Raw genomic sequence first — 21,962 nt, forward strand, 5'->3', positions numbered from 1 at the left:
TCGGCAGTCGCGACGATGGCGCTCGTCACGCTGACCGCGCTGGTGGGGTCCGGGAGCGGAGCCGTCAGCGCGTTCGACGGCAACGCCCGTGCATGTGCGGACCGCGCCTTCGGAACGCCGGCCGGCTCCTGGCTCGGCGCCGACGGACCGGCCGACACGGTGGGCTCGGCCTTGTTGGGAGCAGGCATGCTTACGGTCCTCTGCGTACTGCTGCGCCATCGCCGACCCGGCGCCGCAACGTGGGTGCTCGTCGGCCTGACGGTGCAGTTCGCGGCGGAGACGGCGCTCGGAGCGCTGGTGGGACGGCCGATGCCGCCGCCGGCCGACGGCACGCTCCCCGCTCCCGGGTACAGCTTCCCGTCCGGGCACATGGCTTCCGCGACCCTGATTCTCATGGTGCTCCTCGTCGTGCTGCGTGCCAGAACGCCGGTGTGGTGGCTGTGCCTGGGCCTGGGCTCGACCCTCGTGGCGGCTGTCGGCGTCTCCCGCGTGCTGGCAGACGCCCACCACGCCTCCGACGTCGTGGGCGGCGTCCTACTGGGTCTCGTGGTCGGCTTCGCAGTCGCCTTCGCGGTTGCCCGGCGGGTCGACGCCCGCTCCCTGGACATCTCCGGAAAGGAAGCACGGTGAACGGTTTGGCACGCCTGGCGGCTACCCCGTTGGGGAAGGCGGTGGGCATCACACGGGACTACGTGCTGCGGATGTACTACATCGTGGACGAGGTGCCGCGCCGGCAGCGCATACCTCTCACGCCCGTGCTGCTCGGCGTCGAGTACCTGGTCTACCGCGTCGACTCCCTGGCCGAACGCAACACGTCGGTGGACCTCGACGCCGAGCGCAACAGCGACTACGAGGCGTTCCACACGTACAAGAAGGCTTTCGAGAAGGTGCTGCGAGCCCTGGGGGCATGGAACGAGGACGTGGCCTTCCTGGTCGACGAGGCGGAGCGGTTCATCCGCCTGGAGAACGCCACCACGTCGCGCGGCACCGTCACCCGTCAGGACGCCCTGGCCCTGGTCGAACTGCGGCCCACCGACGTACGCCTGCTGCGAGCCATGGCCTTCGCCCTGCGCGGACGGCCGATGGACCCCGCGACCCGAGACCTGCTCTGGCCGGTGGAAGTGCTCGCGGACATCGCGAACGACCTCGGGCATTACGAACAGGACGTCGCCTCGGGCACCGTGAACGTCTACGCCGCCTTCGTGGAGCTCTTCGGCGACGCGGCCGCCGCGGAGCTGCGCAGCGAGGTCGACCGGTACGAGTCGATGTTCCTGGACCGCCTCTCCGCACTGCCAGCCGCGCGGCGTGCACGGGTCGAGCAGGTCTGCCGACGCCGCTATGCGGCGGCCGTGCGGCCGTACCCCCGGATCATCACCCAGCCGCCGGTCCCCGCGCCCTCTTCCCGGTCCGCCGGCGCAAGCCCGCGCAAAAGGGCCGCCATCGGCGCAGCCCTTGCCGTCGGTGCGCTCACGGCAGCAGCGTACGGGTGTGGACAGCTCCGACTGCCGGTCGTCTCCCCGCTGCTTCGCAAGGGACGCGGTGGAGATCATCCGTGAGATGCCGGCCGATGCGGGTGGCCTCGCTGAGGACGTTGACGCACTGGTCCGGCCTCAGGGCGCTGGCGACCTGGTCGGCCCCGGATACGAGTAGTCCTCCACCGCGTACGGCCTAGTGCCCGGCTCGCCGGCGGCGACGGCGACGGCCAGGGCCGCGACCGCGTGCCGGCCCCGGCCAGGGCGGCTGTGGTGACCACGGCACCCAGTGCCGTGGGAAAACGAAACGATCCGCGCGGCCCGGCTCGCCCCACGGGCGGCAGCGATCGCCTGCTGCGCCGCACCCGCCGCCTTGCGGGCCGCGTCGGTGGCGGTGGCCGCGGCCACCGCCACCCGGTTGGCGTCGTTCCTGGCAGCCTCGGTTTCCTTACGGGCCTCCTGCGCGGCCTCCTTGGCCTGCCGGGAAGCCTCGACGGCGCTCTTGGAGCTGTCGTCCGCGAGCTTGCTGGACCGCTCGGCCTGCGCCCCCGCCTCCTTGACCTGCTTGGCGAGCCGCGAGACCGTCGCGGACTCCTGGTCGCGGTTGCGCGCCGTGTGCTGGCCGACGTTCAGGAACTCCTGCACGTCGGTGGGCGTGCCCTTCGGCGCCAGCTTGGCCGCCGCGCGGGTGGCCGGGCCGCCCACGCTCAGCAGGGACATGACCTCGACCCGGTCGTCGGTGTTGCAGGCGGAGTGCTGGCCCTCTTCGAGGAAATTCCGTAAGGCCAGCTCGGGCAGTTCGGTGTGCTCGGCCTCGTAGTCGGCCCAGGTCTCGCCGGAGCAGCGTGTGGGGGCCGGCCCGCTGGTCCCCGGTTCTCTTGCGAAGACCGGGAGAACCTCCGGTCGCAAGGTCCGCTGATTCACGGCAAATCAGCACAATTCACCACATCGCCCATATCGCATGCTCGGGTGTCCGGTGTGTTCATGGCGGCGAACATGATCGGGAACGGCGCGAATCGGTCAAGTACTTTCGTCCCTGCCGATCACGGTCACGGAGTGGGGAGAATTGCGGCCGATGGACATGACCTCTTCCCGGCCGGAGAGCCCGGCGAACGGATACGGGCCGTTCGCGCACCTCACCGCGCCCAACGTGCTGTTGTACCGCGCGGTGATGCGGGCGTTTCTCGTGGCCAAGGAGCGGTACGCCGTGCACCTGCGGCCCGAGGAAGTGCACGCCGGGCTGGCCGCCGGTGTACGGCCCGGCGAGTTGGAGGGTGTCGTCGGCGCGCTGGACAAGCTGGTCGAGTGGGGGAACCTGCGGGCCGATCCGGACACGGGGCGGGTCACGGCCGTCGAGGACTTCTACCGGAAGCGTTTCGTCTACCAGCTGACGAGGGAAGGGGAGGCCGCCGAGCAGGCTCTGTCCGCCTACGACGAAGCGCTGGGGAGGCGGGGTGCGCTGCAGGCCGTGGCGCTGCACGACATCGTCACGCAGTTGCGGGTCCTGCTGGTGCTGGCGGCCGAGGAGGAGCCCGATCCCGCCAAGACGCATCTCGCGCTCGACGGGCTCGCCAGCCGTTTCGCCGCGCTCGCGGACAATGCCCGCGCCTTCATGGGTTCCTTGCAGCGGACCATCGATCTCCACGATGTGGGCGAGGACGTCTTCCTCGCCTACAAGGACCAGCTCATCCAGTACCTGGAGCGGTTCATCCAGGACCTGATCACCCTCGGCGCACGGATCGCCCGGCTGATCCTGGAGCTGGAGGACGGCGGGCGCATCCAGCCCTTGCTGCGGGCCGCCGCCGCCCGCGAGGCGGCCGACGCGACTCCGCAGGAAGCCGCGTACGCCGAGCAGGCCGCTCACCGGCGATGGGCCGATCGGTGGGCCGGGCTGGCGGCCTGGTTCATCGGCCGCGACGGCCGCGAGTCGCAGTCCCGGCTGCTGCGCGGACGGGCCCTGGGCGCGATCCCGCAGCTGCTGGCGGTCGTTCGGGCGCTGAACGAGCGCCGGGCCGGCCGCTCGGACCGCTCCGCGGACTTCCGAACGTTGGCCCGCTGGTTCGCCGAGGCCCCCGACGACGACGCCCGGCACCAGCTGTGGCGTGTCGCCTTCGGGCTGTATCCCGCGCGTCACCTCAGTGTCGATGCCGAGACGCTGGCCGCCCGCAGGGCACGTCCCGAAGCCGCGGCCACGCCCTGGGCCGACGCCGAACCGCTGCGCATCAGCCCGCAGCTGCGCCGCACGGGCAGTTACGAGCGCCGCGGCAAACCCCGCAAGGTCGAGGACCGGCAGGAGGCGCGTCGGCTGCTCGCGCAGACCGCCGCCAAACAGGCCGCCGAGACCGCCGCCGCGCGGGCCCGGCTCGCCGCCGGCGGCAGCACCAGGCTGTCCGGGCTCGGCGAGCTCGACCCGGTCAGCTTCCGGCTCTTCCTCCAGCTCCTCGGCGACGCACTGGCCACCTGGCGGCCCGGCATGACACACACCACGGCCACCAGCAGCGACGGATCCATGGAGATCCGGCTCAGATCCCTGCCGGACGGATCCACGGCCGAGATCCGTACCCCGCACGGAACCTTCCGAGGTCCCGACCACGCCATCGAGATCGTCGACCTCGCCGCCGGAACGGGAACGGAAGGGGGCGACGTACGGTGACCACCCCGCTCGCCGAAGTACTGGACGGGCAGCACGCCGCCGAACTGCGCAAGGCAGCCCGCACGCTGCTGCGACAGCCGCTGCTGGTCGCGCAGGGCCCCTTCGCCGACGAGTTCCGACTGGTCCGGCGGCACGCCTCCGAGCTGCGCGAATGGTTCGACCGCAACACGGGCTGGTCGCTCCAGGTCGACTCCGGGACAGCCCGGCTGGGCAAGATCCCCGCCCGCCTCGCCGACGCCACCCATCCCGCCCGCGAGGCCACCCGCAGCGCCGCCCCCTTCACGCGCCGCCGGTACGTCCTGCTCTGCCTCGCCCTCGCCGCCCTCGAACGCGGCGAGGCGCAGATCGCCCTCGGCCGGCTCGCCGACCAGGTCGTGCTGGAGGCCGCGGACCCCCGGCTCGCCGCCGCGGGGATCCAGTTCACCCTGGACCGCCGCGACGAGCGGCTCGACCTGGCCGCCGTCGTACGGCTCCTGCTGAGCCTCGGAGTGCTGCGGCGCGTCGCCGGAGACGAGGACGCGTACGTCAGCGGGGCCGGCGACGCACTGTACGACGTCGAACGGCGCGTGCTCGCCGGGCTGCTCGCCACCCGGAGCGGCCCCTCCACGGTCCGGGCCGCGGGCTGGGAGGAGCGTCTCGCGGAGCTCACCGCCGAGACCGCCCTCGACAGCGATGAGCTGCGTTTCCGCGCCATGCGCAGGTCGCTGACCCGGCGGCTGCTGGACGATCCCGTGCTCTACTACGACGAGCTCGACGACGCCGAACTCGCCTACCTCACCCGCCAGCGGGGCTTCCTCACCGCGCGCATCACCGAACTGACGGGGCTGGTCGCCGAGGTCCGGGCCGAGGGCATCGCCATGGTCGACCCCGACGACGACCTCACCGACGTCCGGATGCCGGAATCGGGCACCCGCGGCCACGTCACCCTCCTGCTCGCCGAGTACCTCACGGCGGCCGACGGCGCCCCGGTCAGCACGGCCGACCTGAGGCGCCGGGTCGCCGAACTGGCCGCCGAGCACGGCGGCTTCTGGTCGAAGTCGGCGCGGGAGGCGGGGGCCGAAGGAGAGCTGGTGGAGCAGGCGGTCGTCCGGCTCGCCTCCCTCGGCCTGATCGCCCGCACCCCCGACGGCGTCGTGCCCCGCCCCGCCCTCGCCCGGTACGCCGTCGGCGAGACCGTCGTACTCGCACCCCGTACGGCGGGCACCACCGAGGTGCCCGCGCAGCGAAAGGCGTCACCGCGTTGATCCCCCGTACCGCGCTCCCGGCCCCCGCGCGCTCCCGCTGGCAGCCCCTGCGGATGGGTCTCGTCGACCTCTTCCACTACGACGTGGAGGAGTTCCACTTCCGTGACGGAAGGCTCCTGCTGCGCGGGAACAACGGGACCGGCAAGTCGAAGGTGCTCGCCCTGACCCTCCCCTTCCTCCTCGACGGGGACCTCAGCGCCCGCCGGGTCGAGCCGGACGGGGACGCGGGCAAGCGGATGGAGTGGAATCTGCTGCTCGGCGGCGAGCACCCGCACTCCGAACGGCTCGGTTACACGTGGGTGGAGTTCGGGCGCCGCGACGAGGTGAGTGGGGAGGAGCACTTCCGTACGCTCGTCTGCGGGCTCAAGGCCGTCAGCGGGCGGGGCATCGCCCGCCACTGGTGGGCGGTGACGGCGCAGCGGATCGATCACGCGCCGGCCGAGGTCCGCTCACCCGGATCCCTGAGCCTCCTCGACGCCACCGGTACCGTGCTGTCACGGGACCGGCTCATCGAGGCCGTGTCGGGGCACGGCCTGGTCCACGACCAGGCCAAGGCCTACCGCCGGGCCGTCGACGAGGCGCTCTTCGGTCTCGGTGAGCAGCGTTACGGGGCCCTGGTGGACCTGCTGATCCAGCTGCGCCAGCCGCAGCTGTCCAAGCGGCCCAACGAGGCCGCCTTGTCCCGCGCCCTCACCGAAGCACTCCCGCCCATGGACCAGGCCGTCATTGCGGACGTGGCCGAGGCCTTCCGCTCCCTGGACGAGGAGAAGGAGGAGCTGCGGGCCGCCAGGGCGGCCGAAGGCGCGGGCGCCGCGTTCCTCGAGCACTACCGGCGCTATGCCCGCATCGCCTCCCGCCGCCGCGCGCGCCTCCCGCGCACCGAGCACTCGAAGTACGAGCACCTGCTGCGTGACCTCGCCGGAACACAGGACGAGAAGGCGGGCGCCGAGGGGGAGCGGGCGGCGGCCGCCGAGCGGATCGCCGAACTCGCCGAGACGCAGGTGCGGTTGCAGGCCACCGAGGCGGCCCTGCGCGAGGGCCCCGAGATGCGCAGTGCGCGGGAACTGGAACGCGCCGCCCAGGCCGTGGAGCGGTCCCGGGACGACAGCGCCCGCGCCCACGCCGACCGGGATCAGGCAGCGCTGCTGCACACCCGTGCACTGGGTCGCCTCGGAGCTGCCGAGAACCGCCTCCAGGCCGCCCGGCAACGGACCGAGGACACCCTCCGCCGGGCCGGGGAGGTCGCCCGGAAGGCCAGGCTGGACCTGCCCGAGGCCGAGGGCGTGCCGATGGCCGAGCTGCGCGCCGCCGTGGCCGAGGCGACCGATCGCCGACTTCGCACCCTCGCACACGTGGAGGAGCTCGCCGGCCGGGCCGGGGAAGCTGCGGCCGAGCGCCGCACCGCCGCGCTCCGGCTCGACGAGGCGGAAGCCGACCTGGTCCAGGCCGCCGAGGCACAGGAGGGGGCCGACGCGGCCGTGACGGCTGCCGGTCTGGCGCTGGTGGACGCCGTACGCGAGCACGCCGGCCGCTGCGCGGAACTGGCGTACCCCGACCCGACGGGACTGCTGGACGAGCTCCAGGAGTGGGTCGTCCACCAGGACGGCCCCCACCCGGCACGACGGTGCGCGACGCAGGCCCACAGCGCCCTCGCAGCGGTACTCGCCGACCGGACGGCGGAAGCGGCGCAGCGCCGGGCCGCCCTGGCCGCCCGGGGCCGGGAGGCGGAACACGAACTCGCCGGGCTGGAGGCCGGCGGCCGGCGGGCGCCCGCGGCCCCGTACACCCGGACGCCGGGGCTGCGCGATCGGACGCCCGGTGCTCCGCTGTGGCGGCTGGTCGATTTCCGGGAGCACGTCGGGGAGCGTGATCGGGCCGGTCTCGAAGCGGCCCTGGAGGCGGCCGGGCTTCTGGACGCCTGGGTGCTCCCCGACGGCGCGGCCCTGGCCGCGGACGGTCATGACGTACTCCTCGCCCCGCGGACCGGTCCGACCGGCGGTCCGTCGCTCGCCGACGTGCTGTGCCCGGCCGTCGACCGCGGCGACGCCCGGGCGGCGTCCGTAGGGGAGGAGACGGTGGCCCGGCTGCTCGGGGCGATCGGCCTCGGGGCGCCCGCCGGGGACACCGCGGAGGATGCTGCGGAGCACACCTGGGCCGCGCCCGACGGCCGCTACCGGGTCGGTGCCCTCACGGGCCGGTGGGCCAAGCCCGCCGCCGAATTCATCGGAGAAGGCGCCCGGGAGGCCGCGCGGCGCGTCCGTATCACCGCCCTGCGGGCCGAGCTCGCACACCTCGACGAGCAGTCGGCCGCCCTCGCCGAACAGGCGCGGGATCTTGCAGCGCGGCGCCTGACCCTCGATGCCGAGTTGGCAGCAGTGCCCGACGAGACCGCTGTGACCCGGGCGCAGGCCCGGGCCGCCGCTGCCGCCGACACCGTGCGCCGGGCGGGGACGCGTCGTGCGGAACGAGCCGCCGGCATGCTGGCCGCCGGCGAGCGGGCCGAGCGGGCCATCGCCGAACTCCACGAGGCCGCAGCAGATCTGGGGCTGCCCGCCGACCGGCCGGCGCTGGCCGCCGTACGGCAGGCGCTCGGAGAGCTCGCCGTGGTCCTGGCCGAGCTCTGGCCCGCGCTGCGCGAGCGCACGGAAGCGTCCCGGCAGGCGGGGGAGGAGCGCGAGGAGGCCGGACGGGCAGCGGAGCGCACCGCCGAACTCACCCTGCGGGCGGAGGAAGCGGCCCGCCAGGCGGCAGCCGACGACGAGCGGCTCGCGACACTGCGGTCGACGGTGGGCGCAGCCGTGGCCGAGCTGGAGCGGCGGCTCGCCGACACCGCGCAGGCCCTGCGCCGGTGCGCGGCCGACCAGCGGCTGGTCCAGGACCTTCACACGCAGGCGGACCGGCGGGCCAGCCGGTCCGAAGGCCGGATCGAACAGCTGGAGAAGGACATCACCGTCGCTGCCGCCGCACGCGCCGAAGCCGTGGCCGCACTCCAGCGGTTCACGGCCACCGGGCTGATCACGGTGGCTCTCCCCGACCTGCCCGTGCCGGCCGCGGGAGAGGAGCCGTGGGCGGCCACCCCGGCGATCGCCCTCGCCCGCTCCCTCGAAGCGGAGCTGGCCGCGACCGATGACTCGGACGGCGCCTGGGAGCGCGTGCAGCGGCGGCTGAGCGAGGAGCTCAAGACCCTCCAGGACGCGCTCTCCCGGCACGGCCACACCGCATCGGCCCGCATGGTGGAGGAGGGGATGGTCGTCGACATCGTGTACCAGGGGCGTGAGCGCGCCGTACCCGAACTCGTCGAGGCCCTCACAGTGGAAGTGGGTGAGCTCACCCGCATCCTGTCCGCGCACGAACGCGAGATCCTCGAAACCCACCTCATCACCGAGGTCGCGGGCACGCTCCAGGAGCTCATCGGGGCCGCCGAGCGCAAGGTGCTGGCCATGAACGCCGAGCTGGAGGAACGCCCGACGTCCACCGGGATGACCCTGCGGCTGGTGTGGCGGGCCTCCCGCAAGGCCCCGGCGGGACTGGCCCAGGCACGTGGCCGGCTGCTGCAGACCGCCGACGCCTGGACCCCGGAGGACCGGACCGCGGTCGGGGAGTTCCTGCAGGCACAGATCGCCCGCCAGCAGACCGAAGACGTGGCCGGCAGCTGGCTGGAGCACCTCACCGCGGCCCTCGACTACCGCTCCTGGCACGAGTTCGCCGTCGAGCGGCTGCAGCACGGCCGCTGGGTGCCGGCCACCGGACCGGCTTCGGGCGGCGAACGCGTGCTGGCCGTCTCCGTACCGCTGTTCGCCGCGGCTTCCTCGCACTACGCGAGCGCGGGCAGCCCCCACGCACCCCGGCTCGTGACCCTGGACGAGGCGTTCGCCGGGGTCGACGACGACTCGCGCGCCAAGTGCCTCGGTCTCCTCCACGCCTTCGACTTGGACGTGGTCATGACCAGCGAGCGGGAGTGGGCCTGCTATCCGCAGGTCCCCGGCATCGCGATCGCCCAGCTCTCCCGCGTCGACGAGGTGGCCGCCGTCCTGGTCACCCGCTGGGAATGGGACGGTACGGCCCGCACCCGCCGTGCGGACCCGGTGCGTCCGGCCGAGCCTGAGGCGGTGTGGACGTGAACCGGCCGGCGGTCGACGAAGCCCGCCTGCACCGACTCCTCGGTGCGGCGGACCTGGCCTGGCTGGTCGACCGCCTTCGCCGTCGGCTGGAGCGAGGGGAACCCCTGACCGGCGCAGTCTCCTTGGCCGCCCCCAGCCCGGTCCAACGGGCTGCGGCCGAGCGACTCCTCGGCCGGGCACCAGGGGGCGGCGCGTCGCTCACCGTACGGCTCGATGCCGTGGACGCCGTACTGCGCCGGTCGGGGATCAGCCCCGAGGGCCTGGCGGCGGCCGTGTCCGCGCTCACCGGTCCGGTCGTCCCCCGCGAAGAGGCACGCCGGACCGAGGAACGGGCATGGGCCGAGGCCTGTGCCCCCCTCACCCTGCTGGCCCGGGACGAACCACACCTCGCGGACTGGGCGGCCCGGGTGCGCGACAACGGCCTCGTACGACGCGTCGCCGGCACGCCCACGGCTGCCCGTACGCTGCTCGACCAGGCAGTGCGCGTGCTGCGGGAACTGCCCGCCGAGCCCGCCCGCTCCCTGAGCGTGTTCGCCGCGGACACACTGGGCAGCTCCCACGCACTCGACGACGGCAGCCCCCTGGCCACGATCACCCTCTCCGGCGTCCGCGCCCTCACCGGCCATCCGGACGGTACGGGCGCCGCCTGGCGACGGGCCGCCTGGGCCTCGGCCGGCCTGCTCCGCGACGACGTCTCCTCCACGGTCCTCGTCCTGAACCTCCGCGGCACCCCTGCCCTGGACTGGACGGCCGCCTCGGGCGAGCCGTGCGTCCTCACCCTCCGCCAGCTCGCCCGCCGTCCCCCGCAGACCGCGCCCACGCTGATCCACATCTGCGAGAACCCCGCGGTCCTCTCGGCCGCGGCGGACACCCACGGCGCGGATTCCCTCCCGCTGGTCTGCCTTCAGGGCCAGCCGTCGGCCGCCGCCCTCACCCTCCTCGCCCATCTCCGCGGACTCGGCGCGTCCTTCCGCTACCACGGCGACTTCGACTGGGGCGGCCTGCGCATCGCCACGACGCTGCTCCAGCACGTTCCGTGGAGTCCCTGGCGCTACACCGCCGGCGAGTACCGTGCGGCGGTGGCCGCCGCAGACCGTGTTCCCCCGCCGCTGGCCGGCAAGCCGGCCGTGTCCCCGTGGGACCCGGACCTGGCGTCCGCCCTCGCCGAACACGGAGTCCGCATCGAGGAGGAAGCGGTCCTGGACGCGCTGCTGGCAGACCTCGGGCCGGCGGCCGGGTACGCCTGATGCGTGGGGACGACGCGGCCGGCTCACACGGGAACAGACGGCAAGCCGGCTGCGTGGCCGCGGCCGCGGCGTAGTTGCCGGGCGCTCCGCGGTACTCCGGCCTCCGGACGTTCGCGCCCCCACGGTCTTGCCGGGGCGGCTGGTCGAGGCGTCGGCTCCCTGTCACGGCTCCGTTGCTCGCCGGTGCATCCGAAGCCGACCCTGGAGGTGGGGCGCCATCGAGACCGATGTGCGCCGGCCGCCGACGCCACCGTCAACGTCCCCGTGGGCGGCACGAGGGGGACCCGGTGTCGGCCGGTTCGGCGGGCACCTGCAGCAGCCTTGGCGGCCGGGGCGCGGATTCCCGCGTCCCGGTGGTCCGCGGCGCCCTTCAGAGGAACGGGTGAGGACCCTCCCCACCAAACCCGGGGTGCCAACTCCGGTTGCCACACGATCGGGTGATGGGCGCGGCTTCGCTCCGCGTGGGTGGGGTACGGTCGCGGCAACAACCCCATACAGACAGACGGCCCCCGACAGGACTGCAATCCTGGCGAGGGCCTGACCGATCCGGAAGAGAAGACCTTCCTGATGGCTGATCCGCAGTCTAGCGCGGCCGTGGCGCCGTGCCCCGAGTTCGCGATCCCCGAAGACGCGCCCCGCGCCGGGGTGATCCACGTGCGCCACCGGCACACCGACCGGTTCACGGTGGTGGGCAACCACCTCGCCCAGCACCGAAGCCTCTCCGCCGCCGCCATCGGCCTCGGCGTGTACATCCAGTCGTTGCCCGACGGGGCGTCCGTCACCGCGAAGGCGCTGACCCTCCGCTTCCGGGAAGGGGAGATCACCATCCGGCGGGCCCTCAACGAGCTGGAGGCGGCCGGGTACTTGGAGCGTCGGCGGGTGCCCCTGGGCGGTGGCCGGTTCGCCACCCGGACCCTGGCCTTCGACAAGCCCGGCTGTGCGGCCGTGCGCGAGCCCGCGCCCGCAGCGCTGCAGCCGGCCGAGGCTACACCCGCGCAGGCCGCCGCCGCCGTGCCACAGGCGCCCGCCGCCGGACTCCTCGCCCGGTTGCGGCTCGTGGACCCGCGGCTGATCCTTTCCGTGCGTGACGTGCAGCGTCTGGTGCCCGCCGTCGAGGCGTGGCTGGCACGTTCCGCGACTCCGGAGCAGATCACCCGCACGCTCACCGCGAACCTCCCGTCCGCGCCGGTTCCCATCCACCACCCGCCCCGGTTCCTCGAACACCGCCTGACCGCCCTGCTGCCGCCACCGCTCCCGGCCGCGCCGCCGCCACCCCCGCGGCCCGCACCGCTGATCACCTGTGACGGTTGCGAGCGTGCCTTCCGCAGCCATGCCCCGGACGCCCGGTGCGCTGACTGCGGGCCGCCCGCCGCAGAAGCGGGCTGAGCCGGACCTGTGCGATCGCAAAGTCACAAACGTGCCTCCGGAACGCCATGCGTAGGCATAGTCTGCGTGACTACCGCATGCCGGGCTCGGGCGTCCCGCCGTGCGGCGGAGGTGTCATGGGTGGGGACCCGGATGTGCCAGCCGCGTCGGCAGCGGTCGGCGAAGCTTCATCGGCGCGTCGGGACGGGGCGGAGGTGCCGGAGCCGTACGGCGACCGGGCGCTGCTGACCTCCGCCATGACACGGGGCTACGACGCCGTGCCCCAGCGGGACCGGGAGCGGCTGCTGAGGTATCTCGAAGCTGTCGTCGCGGCCCGCCGGGCGCCCGTGCACACCGCCGTCGCCTTCAACGCCGTCTACTTCGGCTACGACCTGGGCGGCGAAGGCTACGGCGGCAGCCCGCTGCGCCTCGACGACTTTCCCGTGATCACCTTCGGCGAGTGCACTCCCGTGCTCCCGGTGGGTGCCATGGTGTGCGTGGCCACCGGGTCGGACCCGCTCTATGCCGAGATCGTCTACAGGGAGGGCGCCCACCCGGAGGTCGGTGCCCTCGGCGACGTACCGGCCTGGGTGTCAGGGGCACCCGCAGGCGCCGAGGGGCCGGGGCGACCGGGGGACGCGGTCGCCCCGCGGCGCAGGGAACTCCTGGTCCTGGACTTCGACGCCTTCGGGCCGGGCCTGAGCCTGTCACCGGCCCAGCTCAACCGACTGCGCATGCGCCGGCGCTGGATCAACGGGGACGGCCATGTCGTCGTCGACGTCCGCTACCCGACCCGGGACGCGGCCCTCTGCGACGACCTGACCTCCTACGCGAACCATCTCCTGACGACCGCGCGGGCGCAGCTGTTGAGCCCCTTCGTTCCGGTCTCCCTCGCCGAACTGGTGGGCGGCACCGGCGACGCCGCGCTGCGGGCGGGCCTGCTGGGTCTCCTCGACACGGTGCGGGGCGTCCTCGACTCCGGCGACGCCCTGCGGACATGGGGGCACCACGCCATGACCCGGTCCTCCCTGGCGGCCTGCTGGCGCGACACCGGGCCGCTGGGCGGCGATGACCTCAGGTCCCTCGTGGCAGCGGTGGAGCACGCGGCCGTGCCGGTGCGGAGGCGCTACGGTCTGACCGCGCCGGTCACCGTGTACACAGCGGTCGGACCGCGTCTTCGCGGGTTTCCCGGGGCAGCGGACGTGCTCGGGGGAGTGGGCTACGCGGCAGCGGTGTGCCGGGCGAACCTGGCCCTGGCCGACGTCGTCCACAGCGAAAGCGATCAGGGCCTGTTCGAGAACGGCTCCCGAGTCGTCCTCGACGACGCCTTCGAGGGGGGAGGCGTGTGGCGGTCCCACCATCCCGGTGATGCGGAATCCCCCGGCGACCCGCTGGCTGCGGCCGGACGCGGGTGGACGTCCACCATGACTGCGCCACCGCAGCCCGAGCCCGAGCCGGAGCCGGAGCCCGAGCCGGATCCGGAGCCGGAGGTCGTGGTGGATCCGGTCGATGTTCCCCTCGCCGACGATGCCGTTCTCGGCCCCGGCGAGCTGCTGAGGTCCGACGAGGACGGGATCGTCTGGCGGTCGCCGCTGCGGCTGGCCCATCTCATCGACGGCCGGTTACCCCTGCACCCGTACGTCGCCCGGGAGCTCCGCTCGTCCCACGGCCGATGCCCCGTGATCCGCCTCGAACTCGACCACCGCGGCGGGGCGATGCACGCGGACGAGGCGGTTCAGGACGTCGGCGCCGAACTCGCGGACGAGAGCGGCCGGCTGACCGGGGTCTGCTGGCCCCGCGACTTCTTCCCCGGCCTGATGCTCGAACTGCGGTGGTTCCGCGGCGGAACGGTGATCCGTGTCGCCACGGCCCGGCTCCCCGAACCGGTGCAGGTCGGCGGCCGTGTGGTCGGGCACTGCTTCGACCCCCGCGTCCTCACCCGGGAGGACGCACCGGGAAGCGACCGCCACGGTGACACCGCAGCGGGTCTCGGCCCCCGGCAGCTGGTCCTGCGCACGGTGCGCCGCTGCGGGCTGCTCACCCTGGACGGCCACGCACTGCTGGACCGTTCGGCCCTGCCCCTCGCGGCCTACGGCCGCGAACCGGCGCGGTCACAGGCCGCTGCCCTGGAGTCGGCAGTCCTGGAACTGCTCGCGGAACGGCTTCTGGAGCCGGCCCTCGGCAGCCGCGACGCCTGGGGCCAACCGCACTTCCCGGTACGCGGCGGGGAGCCGACGATCGCCCTCATCGGCTTCCGCCCCACACGCCCGCGGGTGATACGTCCCTGGGGCGGAACGGAACCGGACGGTGGAGGACTGCTCGGCATCCGGTTCGTGCCCGGCCACCTCCGCCGGCTGGTACCCGGCCGCTCGCCCAGCGACGTGCAGCGCGCGGCCTTCCGGGAGTACTGCCGCCGACTCGGCAAGGCGGACGGCTGGGAACTGCCCGACGGGTACACCTTCGTCACCGAGCACACCCGCGGCCGCTGATCCGCTCTCGCCCCGGCCCGCTCCGCGAGGCCGCACCGGTTCTCTCCGGTCGTCTTCCTCGACTCCCCCTTCCCCAGAGCAATGACGAACAGCACGGAAACGGAGCACGCACGCATGCAAGACCGCCACCTCGTCGTCACGAGGCCACCGTGGTCCCCGCCGAACGCGTCGGTCGAGGCCCTCGGAGGCCTCGCCGCCGCTCTCAACGCCTTGGAACACCCGGCCGCTCTGAACGACCTCACGGTCGGCATGGTGGAACTCGCCTTCAACTCCCTGCCGCCCAAGTACCGGCAGGAGCTGCTCCGCAGCCTGGGGATCCGCATGGCGGCTCCCCGACGGGCGGGCAGTGCCCTGTGCCGGGACATCCTCTCCAGGCTGCGGCGCGAGTCACGGCAGCAGGCGTGCACCTGCGGGGTCAAGCAACTCACCGGTACCGTCATGGAGGCGGTGGGCGGCTTCGTCTTCCCCCGGGACGACGGGACGGCCACCGACCCCGTCTCCCGGTGGGGCGCGACACTGGTGCGGGCCGCGGTGTTCACCTGGTGCCACGCCTCCGTCGCCGACGCGTACGTCCTCGCCTGGGCCGCGGACCAGGACTGGTTCGCCGCGACGGCCGACGAGAAGGAGTCCGCACGACTCGCCGCCGTCGGCGCCGCGGCGAAGTCCATCGTGGCGGCGAACCCCGGCTTCGTACCCGGCGAACCGGAACGACCGGAAGGAGCGGAACGAACGGAAGGGCCGGAAGGGCCGGAAGGAGCCGAGCCGTCTTCCGAGGACGGGAAGCGTGAACACTCCGCGGTCCCCGACCCGCAGGGCACGGACGGCTCCGCACCGGAGCCCGCGATGCCGGACGACCTGCCCGCGACGGCATCCGAGGACGCCCGAGCCGGGGAGGCGGCAGATCCGGAGGATGCATGCCGGCGTCTGGAAACGGCTCTCACGGACGCCCGGCATGCCGTCCACCGGGTGACGGCCGCGGTCGTCGACGGCCGTCCGCCACAGCCCGAGGACCTGGCTCCGCTGACGGCGCTGGGCGGCGTCTTCGACAGCGCCGACGCCGTGTTCCGCGGTGCGGGCATCGACGGGGTGCCCCGTCGGCTGGAGGACATGGCGGGCGCCGCGCGTTCCCACCGGGCGGCACGTGAACGTGACCTGCGGGCGCGGGAGACGCTGCGCGAACTGACGGCCGTCGTCGCGTGCCATCCGGACGGCCCGGCCGTCGTGGCCGCCGAGGACGTGCGCGGCGCGGCCGGCCGCCTGCTGGACACAGCGGTGTGGGAGCAGTCGCAGCGCCAGGAGAGCGATGCGCTCGCCGCCCTGGCACGCCTCATCCGGCTGGGGAGGCAGGCGGACGCCGCGGAGATCCTCGCTCTCCAGGCGCAGGTCGTACGGGTGCTGCCCGCATGTGCCACGGCGGCGGTCATGGCTCCTGAACTGGCGCTGCCGCTGCCGGAGGACGCCGGTGGCGTAGCCGGCTCCCCGGCACCTGCCGGGCAGGAGCCGGAGGCCGTCGGACCCGGGAGCGACAAGGCGGCCGAGGGACACGGGGCCGCGCGGGCCGCCCAGCCCGCCGGGGAAGGGGCTGCCGGGAACCCGGCGGCCGAGACCGCCGAGCACCCGGCCGAGGAGAGCGCGTCCGGCTCCGTATCGGACGAGGAAGCCGCCGCGGCCGCCCGGACGGCGCCCCTGGGGCCACCGCGCCCCGCCGAGGACGCGCCGACTGCGTCACCCTCCGCCGGTGACCAGGCGCCGGCGTCCGTGCCCACCCCGCCCGGCCCCGCCGCACTGCGCGACGAGGGCACGCCGGATGCGGCCACCCCGGCCGGGGACACGCAGGCCGAGGCCACGCCGGCCGGGGACACGCAGGCCGGGGGAACGGCCCCGGCCGCGCAGGAGGACCCGGACCCCGACGAGACCGCGGCGGAACGGGCCCTGGCGCAGCTGGTCGTGGAGCGGCGCTTCGGACTCGCCCACCACGTGGCGAGCGCCGCCTGCCACCCCGAGCCGCAAGTGGCCGCGCTGCGCCTGGCCGGCGCCGCCGCACTGCTCACCTCCGGTGACAGCCAGGGTGCCCGGCTGACCGCGGACCTGCTCCAGCGGTACGGCGGACATGCGGGCCGTGACGCCGAGGGCAGCGAACTCGTCCTGCTGCCGGCGCTGTTGCGCACGGCGCTGATCACCGGCAACCATCTGGCGGGCGCTCAGCTCAAGGCACTGGTGCCCAGGCTGCCGGACCGCCTCGGGGAGGCGGCCACCGCCGTCGCCGACCGTGCCCTCAGCGGTGCCCTGATGACGGCCTCCCCGATGGTCGTCATCGCCGACGTCTCCGGGACGGAGGCCCGGCTGCGGGAGTTGCGCGAGCAGTGCCGCGTCCTGCTCGCACCCCCGAGGCTGCGCTTCGCGCGGGCGACCGAGATCGCCAAGCACTGGCTGGCACCCGATCGCGGGATGCTCGGATCGCTCCTCATGACCGTGGTCCGCGACGGTCGCGAGGCGGTGCCGCAGGTGCGGGCGCAGGCCGAACGCCTGTCGAAACTGAACGAGATCAACAACGAGATCGACCGCATGGACCGCAAGCACCGCTCCTCCAGCGGCAAACCGCTCCAGGGCTCCGGCCGGCAGGACCTGGTGCAGGTCGTGGAGCGGGCGGCCGGCCTGACCCGGGAATGGTGCCTGGCGGTCGACGGCATCCGACGCGGCGACCGGTCCGACGGCAGCCGGGCGGTCAAGGAGATATCCGCCCTGCGCCAGTCCCTGCTGGACGGCAAGGAGGCGGTTCTGGGCGAACTGGCGCAGCTGGCGCGTCGCTCGGGCACCGTCGCCGCCGCGGCGGCGTGGGCGGCCCGCGCCTCCATGGAGGAACTGTTCGCCCTCCTGGGCGGGGACACCGCGACGACGCGTCCCGGCGGTTCGGTCGCCCCCGAACTCGTGCTGGACGTGGAGCTGCTGAAGGTCTGCGACACGCTTGACGAGCGGCCGACCCTCGACCGGCTCCTCACGGCGGTCGGCATGAGCTGGGAGGACGCCCTCGCCGAGCGGCTCGCCCACGACGCCTTCGCCGCGGCCCGTACCATCGTCGAGCTGGCAGGCCGCGGCGCGCTGCCCGCCACGCCGGCGGCCGGGTTCACTCCTCCCGCCGTTGCCGAGATCGCAGAGCGCGAGTCCGCCCGGCGTGACGGGCTGCGGCGGGCGCACGGCGAACTCGTCGCCGAGCTGCACCGCGCCCAGGCGGACGGTGCCGTCACCGACGACCAGGACCTGCGCCTCCAGGAACTGCTGGAGGACGCTCGCCGCCGCATCGACGACACCGACGCGCACGACCTGGTGGACGTACGCCGGGCGCTCGACAGCGTGACGCACGACCTGCCCGCCTTCCGGCAGCAGGCGGCCGACCGGATCCGGGCCCGGCTCGACGCCCTGGACATCACCGCGGAGGACCGGGACCAGGTCCTGAGGCACCTGGACACCGGCGGCCTGGCCACCGCCGCCGACCTGGTCTACTTCCTGGAGATCGGCGAACCCGTCCCGGAGATCGAAACCGGGGAGTCGCACCTGATCGAGTTCTTCCCGAGCGTGCCCGACAGCCTGCGCAAGGGCATCGACCGCGGGCTCGTGGACCTCGTGCGCTCCGGCGGCAAACACCCGGCGCTCCCCGTCCTGGACTACGCATCCCTCTCCACCGACGAGGCGGCCCTTGCGGCCGACGCCCTCGACGAGTGGCGGGAGCTGAGCGCCACCGAGCCGAAGGACCGGCTCGAGGTGTCCGCCCGGCGCCAACTGCTGCCCGCCCTCAAACTCCTCGGCTACGACGCCAAGAGCGCCCGGCCCCTCGACGAGAAGTCCGCGCGCCGGCGCGAGTACCGCCTCTTCGAGGTGACCGAGGTGGAGATCAACGGCAGGGCCAAGGCGCCCGCGTTCGGCTCGCAGATCGGGGAGCAGGGCGGCAGCCTCCGCGTGCTGATGGTCTGGGGCCGCCCGCCCGCCAAGGTCGTCATGAGCCTCGCGGAGCGGGACACCAGCGGAACGAGTCTCCTCGTCGCCTACTTCGGCACGCTGAGCCGCCAGGCCCGCGTCGAACTGGCGGTGGGATCGTCCCGGTTGCAGCCGCTGCTCGTCGTGGACGACGCCGCCCTCGCCTACCTTGCGGCCCGGGGCAACCGCCAGGTCAGCACCGCCACGCAGACACTGCTGCCGTTCTCCGGCGTCAACCCGTACATCAGGGAGAAGCGCGGCCGGATCGGCGGCGAGATGTTCTACGGCCGCGACGCCGAACGCCAGAGCATCCTCAACCCTCTCGGCACCCAGGTCATCTTCGGCGGCCGGGGCCTGGGCAAGTCGGCCCTCCTCAGCGACGCCGGAGAACGGTTCGCGGAACAGCGCCCCGGCTACCACCAGGCGGTGTACGTGAATCTCGACCAGGAGAACATCGGCAAGGGAAGCTCGCTGGGACCGGAGGCGCTGTGGAGCGTGCTGGACCGGGAGCTGGCCGGAGCGCAGGTCCTGGGCAGGCCGCAGGGCCGCCGGTCACGCCAGGACATCTCCGAGCGGGTGCGGGCCGCCATCCGGGCCTGGCTCGACGGGGACTCACGCCGCCGACTGCTCATCCTGCTCGACGAGTGCGACCAGTTCTTCGAGGCGGACGCCCCGCGCTTCGACCAGACCAAGAAGCTCAAGGGCCTCGGCTCCGACACCAAGGACCGCGCCAAGGTCGTCTTCGCCGGCCTGCATTCCGTACAGCGGTTCTCCAAGCTCGCCAGCAACGGGCCGTTCGGCCACCTCGCGCAGACCCCGAAGGTGATCGGCCCGCTCGCGCCCCAGTTCGCCGCCGAACTGCTGGTCGAACCCATGCGGGCACTCGGGTTCGAGTTCCACGACATGGACCTCGTCAACCGGGTGCTCGGCTACTGCTCCTACCAGCCGTTCCTGCTCCAGATGTTCGGTCACCGGCTGGTCGAGGTGATGCACCGCAAGCGGGCGCGGCGCGGAGCCGAGGGCCCCCCGTACACGGTGGACATCGCCGACATCGAGGTCGTGGAGTCGGACACCGGGCTCAGGGACGGAATCTCGGCGGCCTTCAAGGACACGCTCAGCCTGGACCACCGCTACGACGTGATCGCCAACGTGCTGGCGTACCAGGCCCGCCACCACGGCCTGGAGGTCCGGCTGAGCGACGCCGAACTGCGCGAGGAGTGCGAGACGTTCTGGCGCAACGGCTTCAAGGACCTCGACACCGAGGGTTTCCGCGCCTATCTCTCCGAGATGGTGGGCCTCGGCATCCTCGCGCCCAACCACGACGGCCAGGGCTGGCATCTGCGCGGCCCGAACGCCCTGCGCATGATCGGCACCTCCCACGAGGTCGACGCCCGCCTGCTGAGGGCCGATGACGACTGCGAACTCCAGGAGAGCATCGTGCAGGAGGGGCGCCCCGAGCTGCCCGACGGCAGGCCGGCCCCGCTCACCATCACCCAGCTGGACGATCTCCTCGGCGATCGGTCCAACCAGACGCGGGTGGTCCTCGGAACCCCTGCCACCGGTGTCACCGACGTCGGTGACACGCTGCGCACGGTCGCCGGGCGCATCGCCGACTGGAAGCTGCCGCCCGTCGGCAAGCCCAGCGTCTACAAGCAGGAGCTCGCCGGCGGTCTGCCCCGTGAACGGCGGGTCGTGATCAGCGACTTCGCCCGCTATCCGGCCCGGCCGGAGACCTGCCGGGAAGCCGTCGACCTGGCCGAGACGCTGCTGCCGGCGACGGCGGGGGTGACCCGCGCGGTCGTCGTCGTCACCACCACCGACCAGCTGGCCCTGTGGCGCACGCTCCTGACGGGTGCCGAACCCACCTCCGCCGCCCCCGTCGTGCTGCGCCGCCACGACCGCCGCAGCCTGCGCGGGTGGGCGCAGCGCGTCGAGATGTTCCACACGGAGGACCGCCTGGACCGCCTCCACGAGTTGACCAGTGGCTGGCCGTCCCTCGTCGGACGCGCGCACCGCCTGCACCGAGAGCTGGGCGATCCCGAAGAGGCGCTGCGCCGCCTGGCCGGCCTGCGTACGGACCGCGCCGAGGCTCGCGACTTCGTCGAGCAGACCGGCGTGTACGCGGACCCGCTGCTCGCGACCGGATACCGGGCCCTTGACGACGCGTTCAAGGAGGGACCGTTCGACCTGGAGGAGGCGGTGACCGCCGTGGCCGTCCGGATCGAGGACGAGGACGAGGCCCAGTGGATCGTCGGCTGTCTCTCCGCCCTCCAGGTGTTCGACCGTGAGGACACCCGGATGCGTCTGGAGCCGCTGCTCCGGCAGTGCGTGGCGCTCCACGCGTAGCACCCTGTAGGACCGGACCGGACCGGACCGGACCGGCCGCCCGCACGCCCGGGCGGCCGGCCGGCTCGGCGTCGTGCGGACGAGGCGGGAAATGATCGGTCCCGTTGGGTCCGGCGTCACGTCCGATGGGCGAATTTCGGCCAATCGGTTGACCCTCGATCGGGTTTCGGTCATGGGTGTGTGCAGGCCGAACGGCATACGTCCCAACTCTGTTCACAGAACCCCGGGAAGGTAGGGTGATCAAGCTGCTGAGCCCGGTCGGTGACAGGGGGAGGATCCATTGGGCGAGCGAATCAGCTTCAAAATCCTTGGGCCACTTATGGCCACTGTGGGGGAGCGAACTGTTCCGGTAGGGGGTGCCCGGCAACGTACGATTCTGGCCCTTCTGCTCCTCAGTCCGGGGCGAATCGTTCCGGTGGACACTCTGGTCGATGTGGTATGGAACGGACGTCCGCCCGCCACCGCCCGGACCCAGGTCGCCATCGTCATCGCCGCCCTGCGCAAAGCACTGAAGGCCGAGGGGGTGGCCGACGAGACCATCGTCACCTCGCACCCCGGATACCTGCTGCGCACCGACGGGCACGAGCTGGACGCGGTCACCTTCACCGACCTCGTCTCCGCCGCCGAGACCGCCGTCCGCGAGCAGCGCCTCCACGAGGCGGCCCGGGCGTACGCCGACGCGCTCGGGCTCTGGCGCGGACCGGCCCTGGCCGGGGTCTCCGGGCAGCTCGTGGAGGACGAGGCGGCCCGCTGGGAGGAGATCCGCCTCAACACGTACGAGGCGCAGACCGACGTCCGGCTCGGACTCGGCGAGCACCGGCTGCTCCTGCCCGAACTGGCCGCGACCGTACGGGAACACCCGCTGCGGGAGCGCGCCCGCCGGCACCTCATGCTCGCCCAGTACCGCTCCGGTCGGCGCGCCGAGGCCATGGAGGCCTTCCGGGAGACGCGGCGGCTCTTCATCGACGAGCTCGGCATGGAGCCGGGGCCCGAACTGCAGGAGCTGCACGACGCGATCCTGCGGGACGACCCCGCCCTCACCCCGGCCCCGGC

At 73.5% G+C, this 21,962-nt stretch carries 11 protein-coding genes; 10 read left to right on the plus strand and 1 reads right to left on the minus strand.

Annotation, left to right across the window (positions count from 1 at the left end; genetic code table 11):
• Window positions 1-15: 15 nt before the first annotated feature.
• Together HYE82_RS01495 and HYE82_RS01500 are read left to right on the plus strand one after the other, a co-directional pair.
• Window positions 16-630 carry a phosphatase PAP2 family protein gene (locus HYE82_RS01495; protein WP_179172046.1) on the plus strand — a complete coding sequence of 205 codons (615 nt, stop codon included), beginning with the start codon at window positions 16-18 and terminating at the stop codon, window positions 628-630.
• Window positions 627-1,556: a hypothetical protein gene (locus tag HYE82_RS01500; RefSeq protein ID WP_179172047.1), complete on the plus strand. Its 930-nt coding sequence runs from the start codon at window positions 627-629 to the stop codon at window positions 1,554-1,556. The genes HYE82_RS01495 and HYE82_RS01500 overlap by 4 nt, the downstream gene beginning before the upstream one ends.
• Before the next feature lie 54 nt (window positions 1,557-1,610).
• Here HYE82_RS01500 and HYE82_RS01505 read toward each other — a convergent pair whose 3' ends face one another.
• Complete coding sequence (locus HYE82_RS01505; RefSeq protein ID WP_179172048.1) at window positions 1,611-2,381, minus strand: ALF repeat-containing protein; 771 nt, start codon at window positions 2,379-2,381, stop codon at window positions 1,611-1,613.
• 172 nt (window positions 2,382-2,553) lie between these two features.
• On the opposite strand from HYE82_RS01505, the gene HYE82_RS01510 reads away from it, so the two are divergent.
• The 8 genes from HYE82_RS01510 to HYE82_RS01545 form a co-directional block, all read left to right on the plus strand.
• Window positions 2,554-4,125 (plus strand): TIGR02677 family protein, encoded by a 1,572-nt coding sequence (locus HYE82_RS01510; protein ID WP_179172062.1) that lies wholly within the window; start codon window positions 2,554-2,556, stop codon window positions 4,123-4,125.
• A complete protein-coding gene (locus HYE82_RS01515; RefSeq protein WP_179172049.1) occupies window positions 4,122-5,369 on the plus strand; it encodes a TIGR02678 family protein in 1,248 nt (415 codons plus the stop codon). Before HYE82_RS01510 ends, HYE82_RS01515 begins: the two co-directional genes overlap by 4 nt.
• Complete coding sequence (locus HYE82_RS01520; protein ID WP_256986826.1) at window positions 5,366-9,490, plus strand: TIGR02680 family protein; 4,125 nt, start codon at window positions 5,366-5,368, stop codon at window positions 9,488-9,490. Before HYE82_RS01515 ends, HYE82_RS01520 begins: the two co-directional genes overlap by 4 nt.
• Window positions 9,481-10,737, plus strand: a complete 1,257-nt coding sequence (locus HYE82_RS01525) for a TIGR02679 family protein (protein WP_179172050.1) — start codon at window positions 9,481-9,483, stop codon at window positions 10,735-10,737. The genes HYE82_RS01520 and HYE82_RS01525 overlap by 10 nt, the downstream gene beginning before the upstream one ends.
• 567 nt (window positions 10,738-11,304) lie before the next feature.
• Window positions 11,305-12,123 carry a hypothetical protein gene (locus HYE82_RS01530; protein ID WP_179172051.1) on the plus strand — a complete coding sequence of 273 codons (819 nt, stop codon included), beginning with the start codon at window positions 11,305-11,307 and terminating at the stop codon, window positions 12,121-12,123.
• Between the two features lie 194 nt (window positions 12,124-12,317).
• Window positions 12,318-14,591: a hypothetical protein gene (locus HYE82_RS01535; protein ID WP_309144161.1), complete on the plus strand. Its 2,274-nt coding sequence runs from the start codon at window positions 12,318-12,320 to the stop codon at window positions 14,589-14,591.
• Between the two features lie 114 nt (window positions 14,592-14,705).
• Window positions 14,706-20,909, plus strand: a complete 6,204-nt coding sequence (locus HYE82_RS01540; RefSeq protein WP_179172053.1) for a hypothetical protein — start codon at window positions 14,706-14,708, stop codon at window positions 20,907-20,909.
• Between the two features lie 319 nt (window positions 20,910-21,228).
• On the plus strand, window positions 21,229-21,962 hold a 734-nt coding region (locus HYE82_RS01545), incomplete at its 3' end, for an AfsR/SARP family transcriptional regulator (protein ID WP_179172054.1).

It is taken from the genome of Streptomyces sp. BR123, assembly GCF_013401435.1.
Classification (GTDB): domain Bacteria; phylum Actinomycetota; class Actinomycetes; order Streptomycetales; family Streptomycetaceae; genus Streptomyces.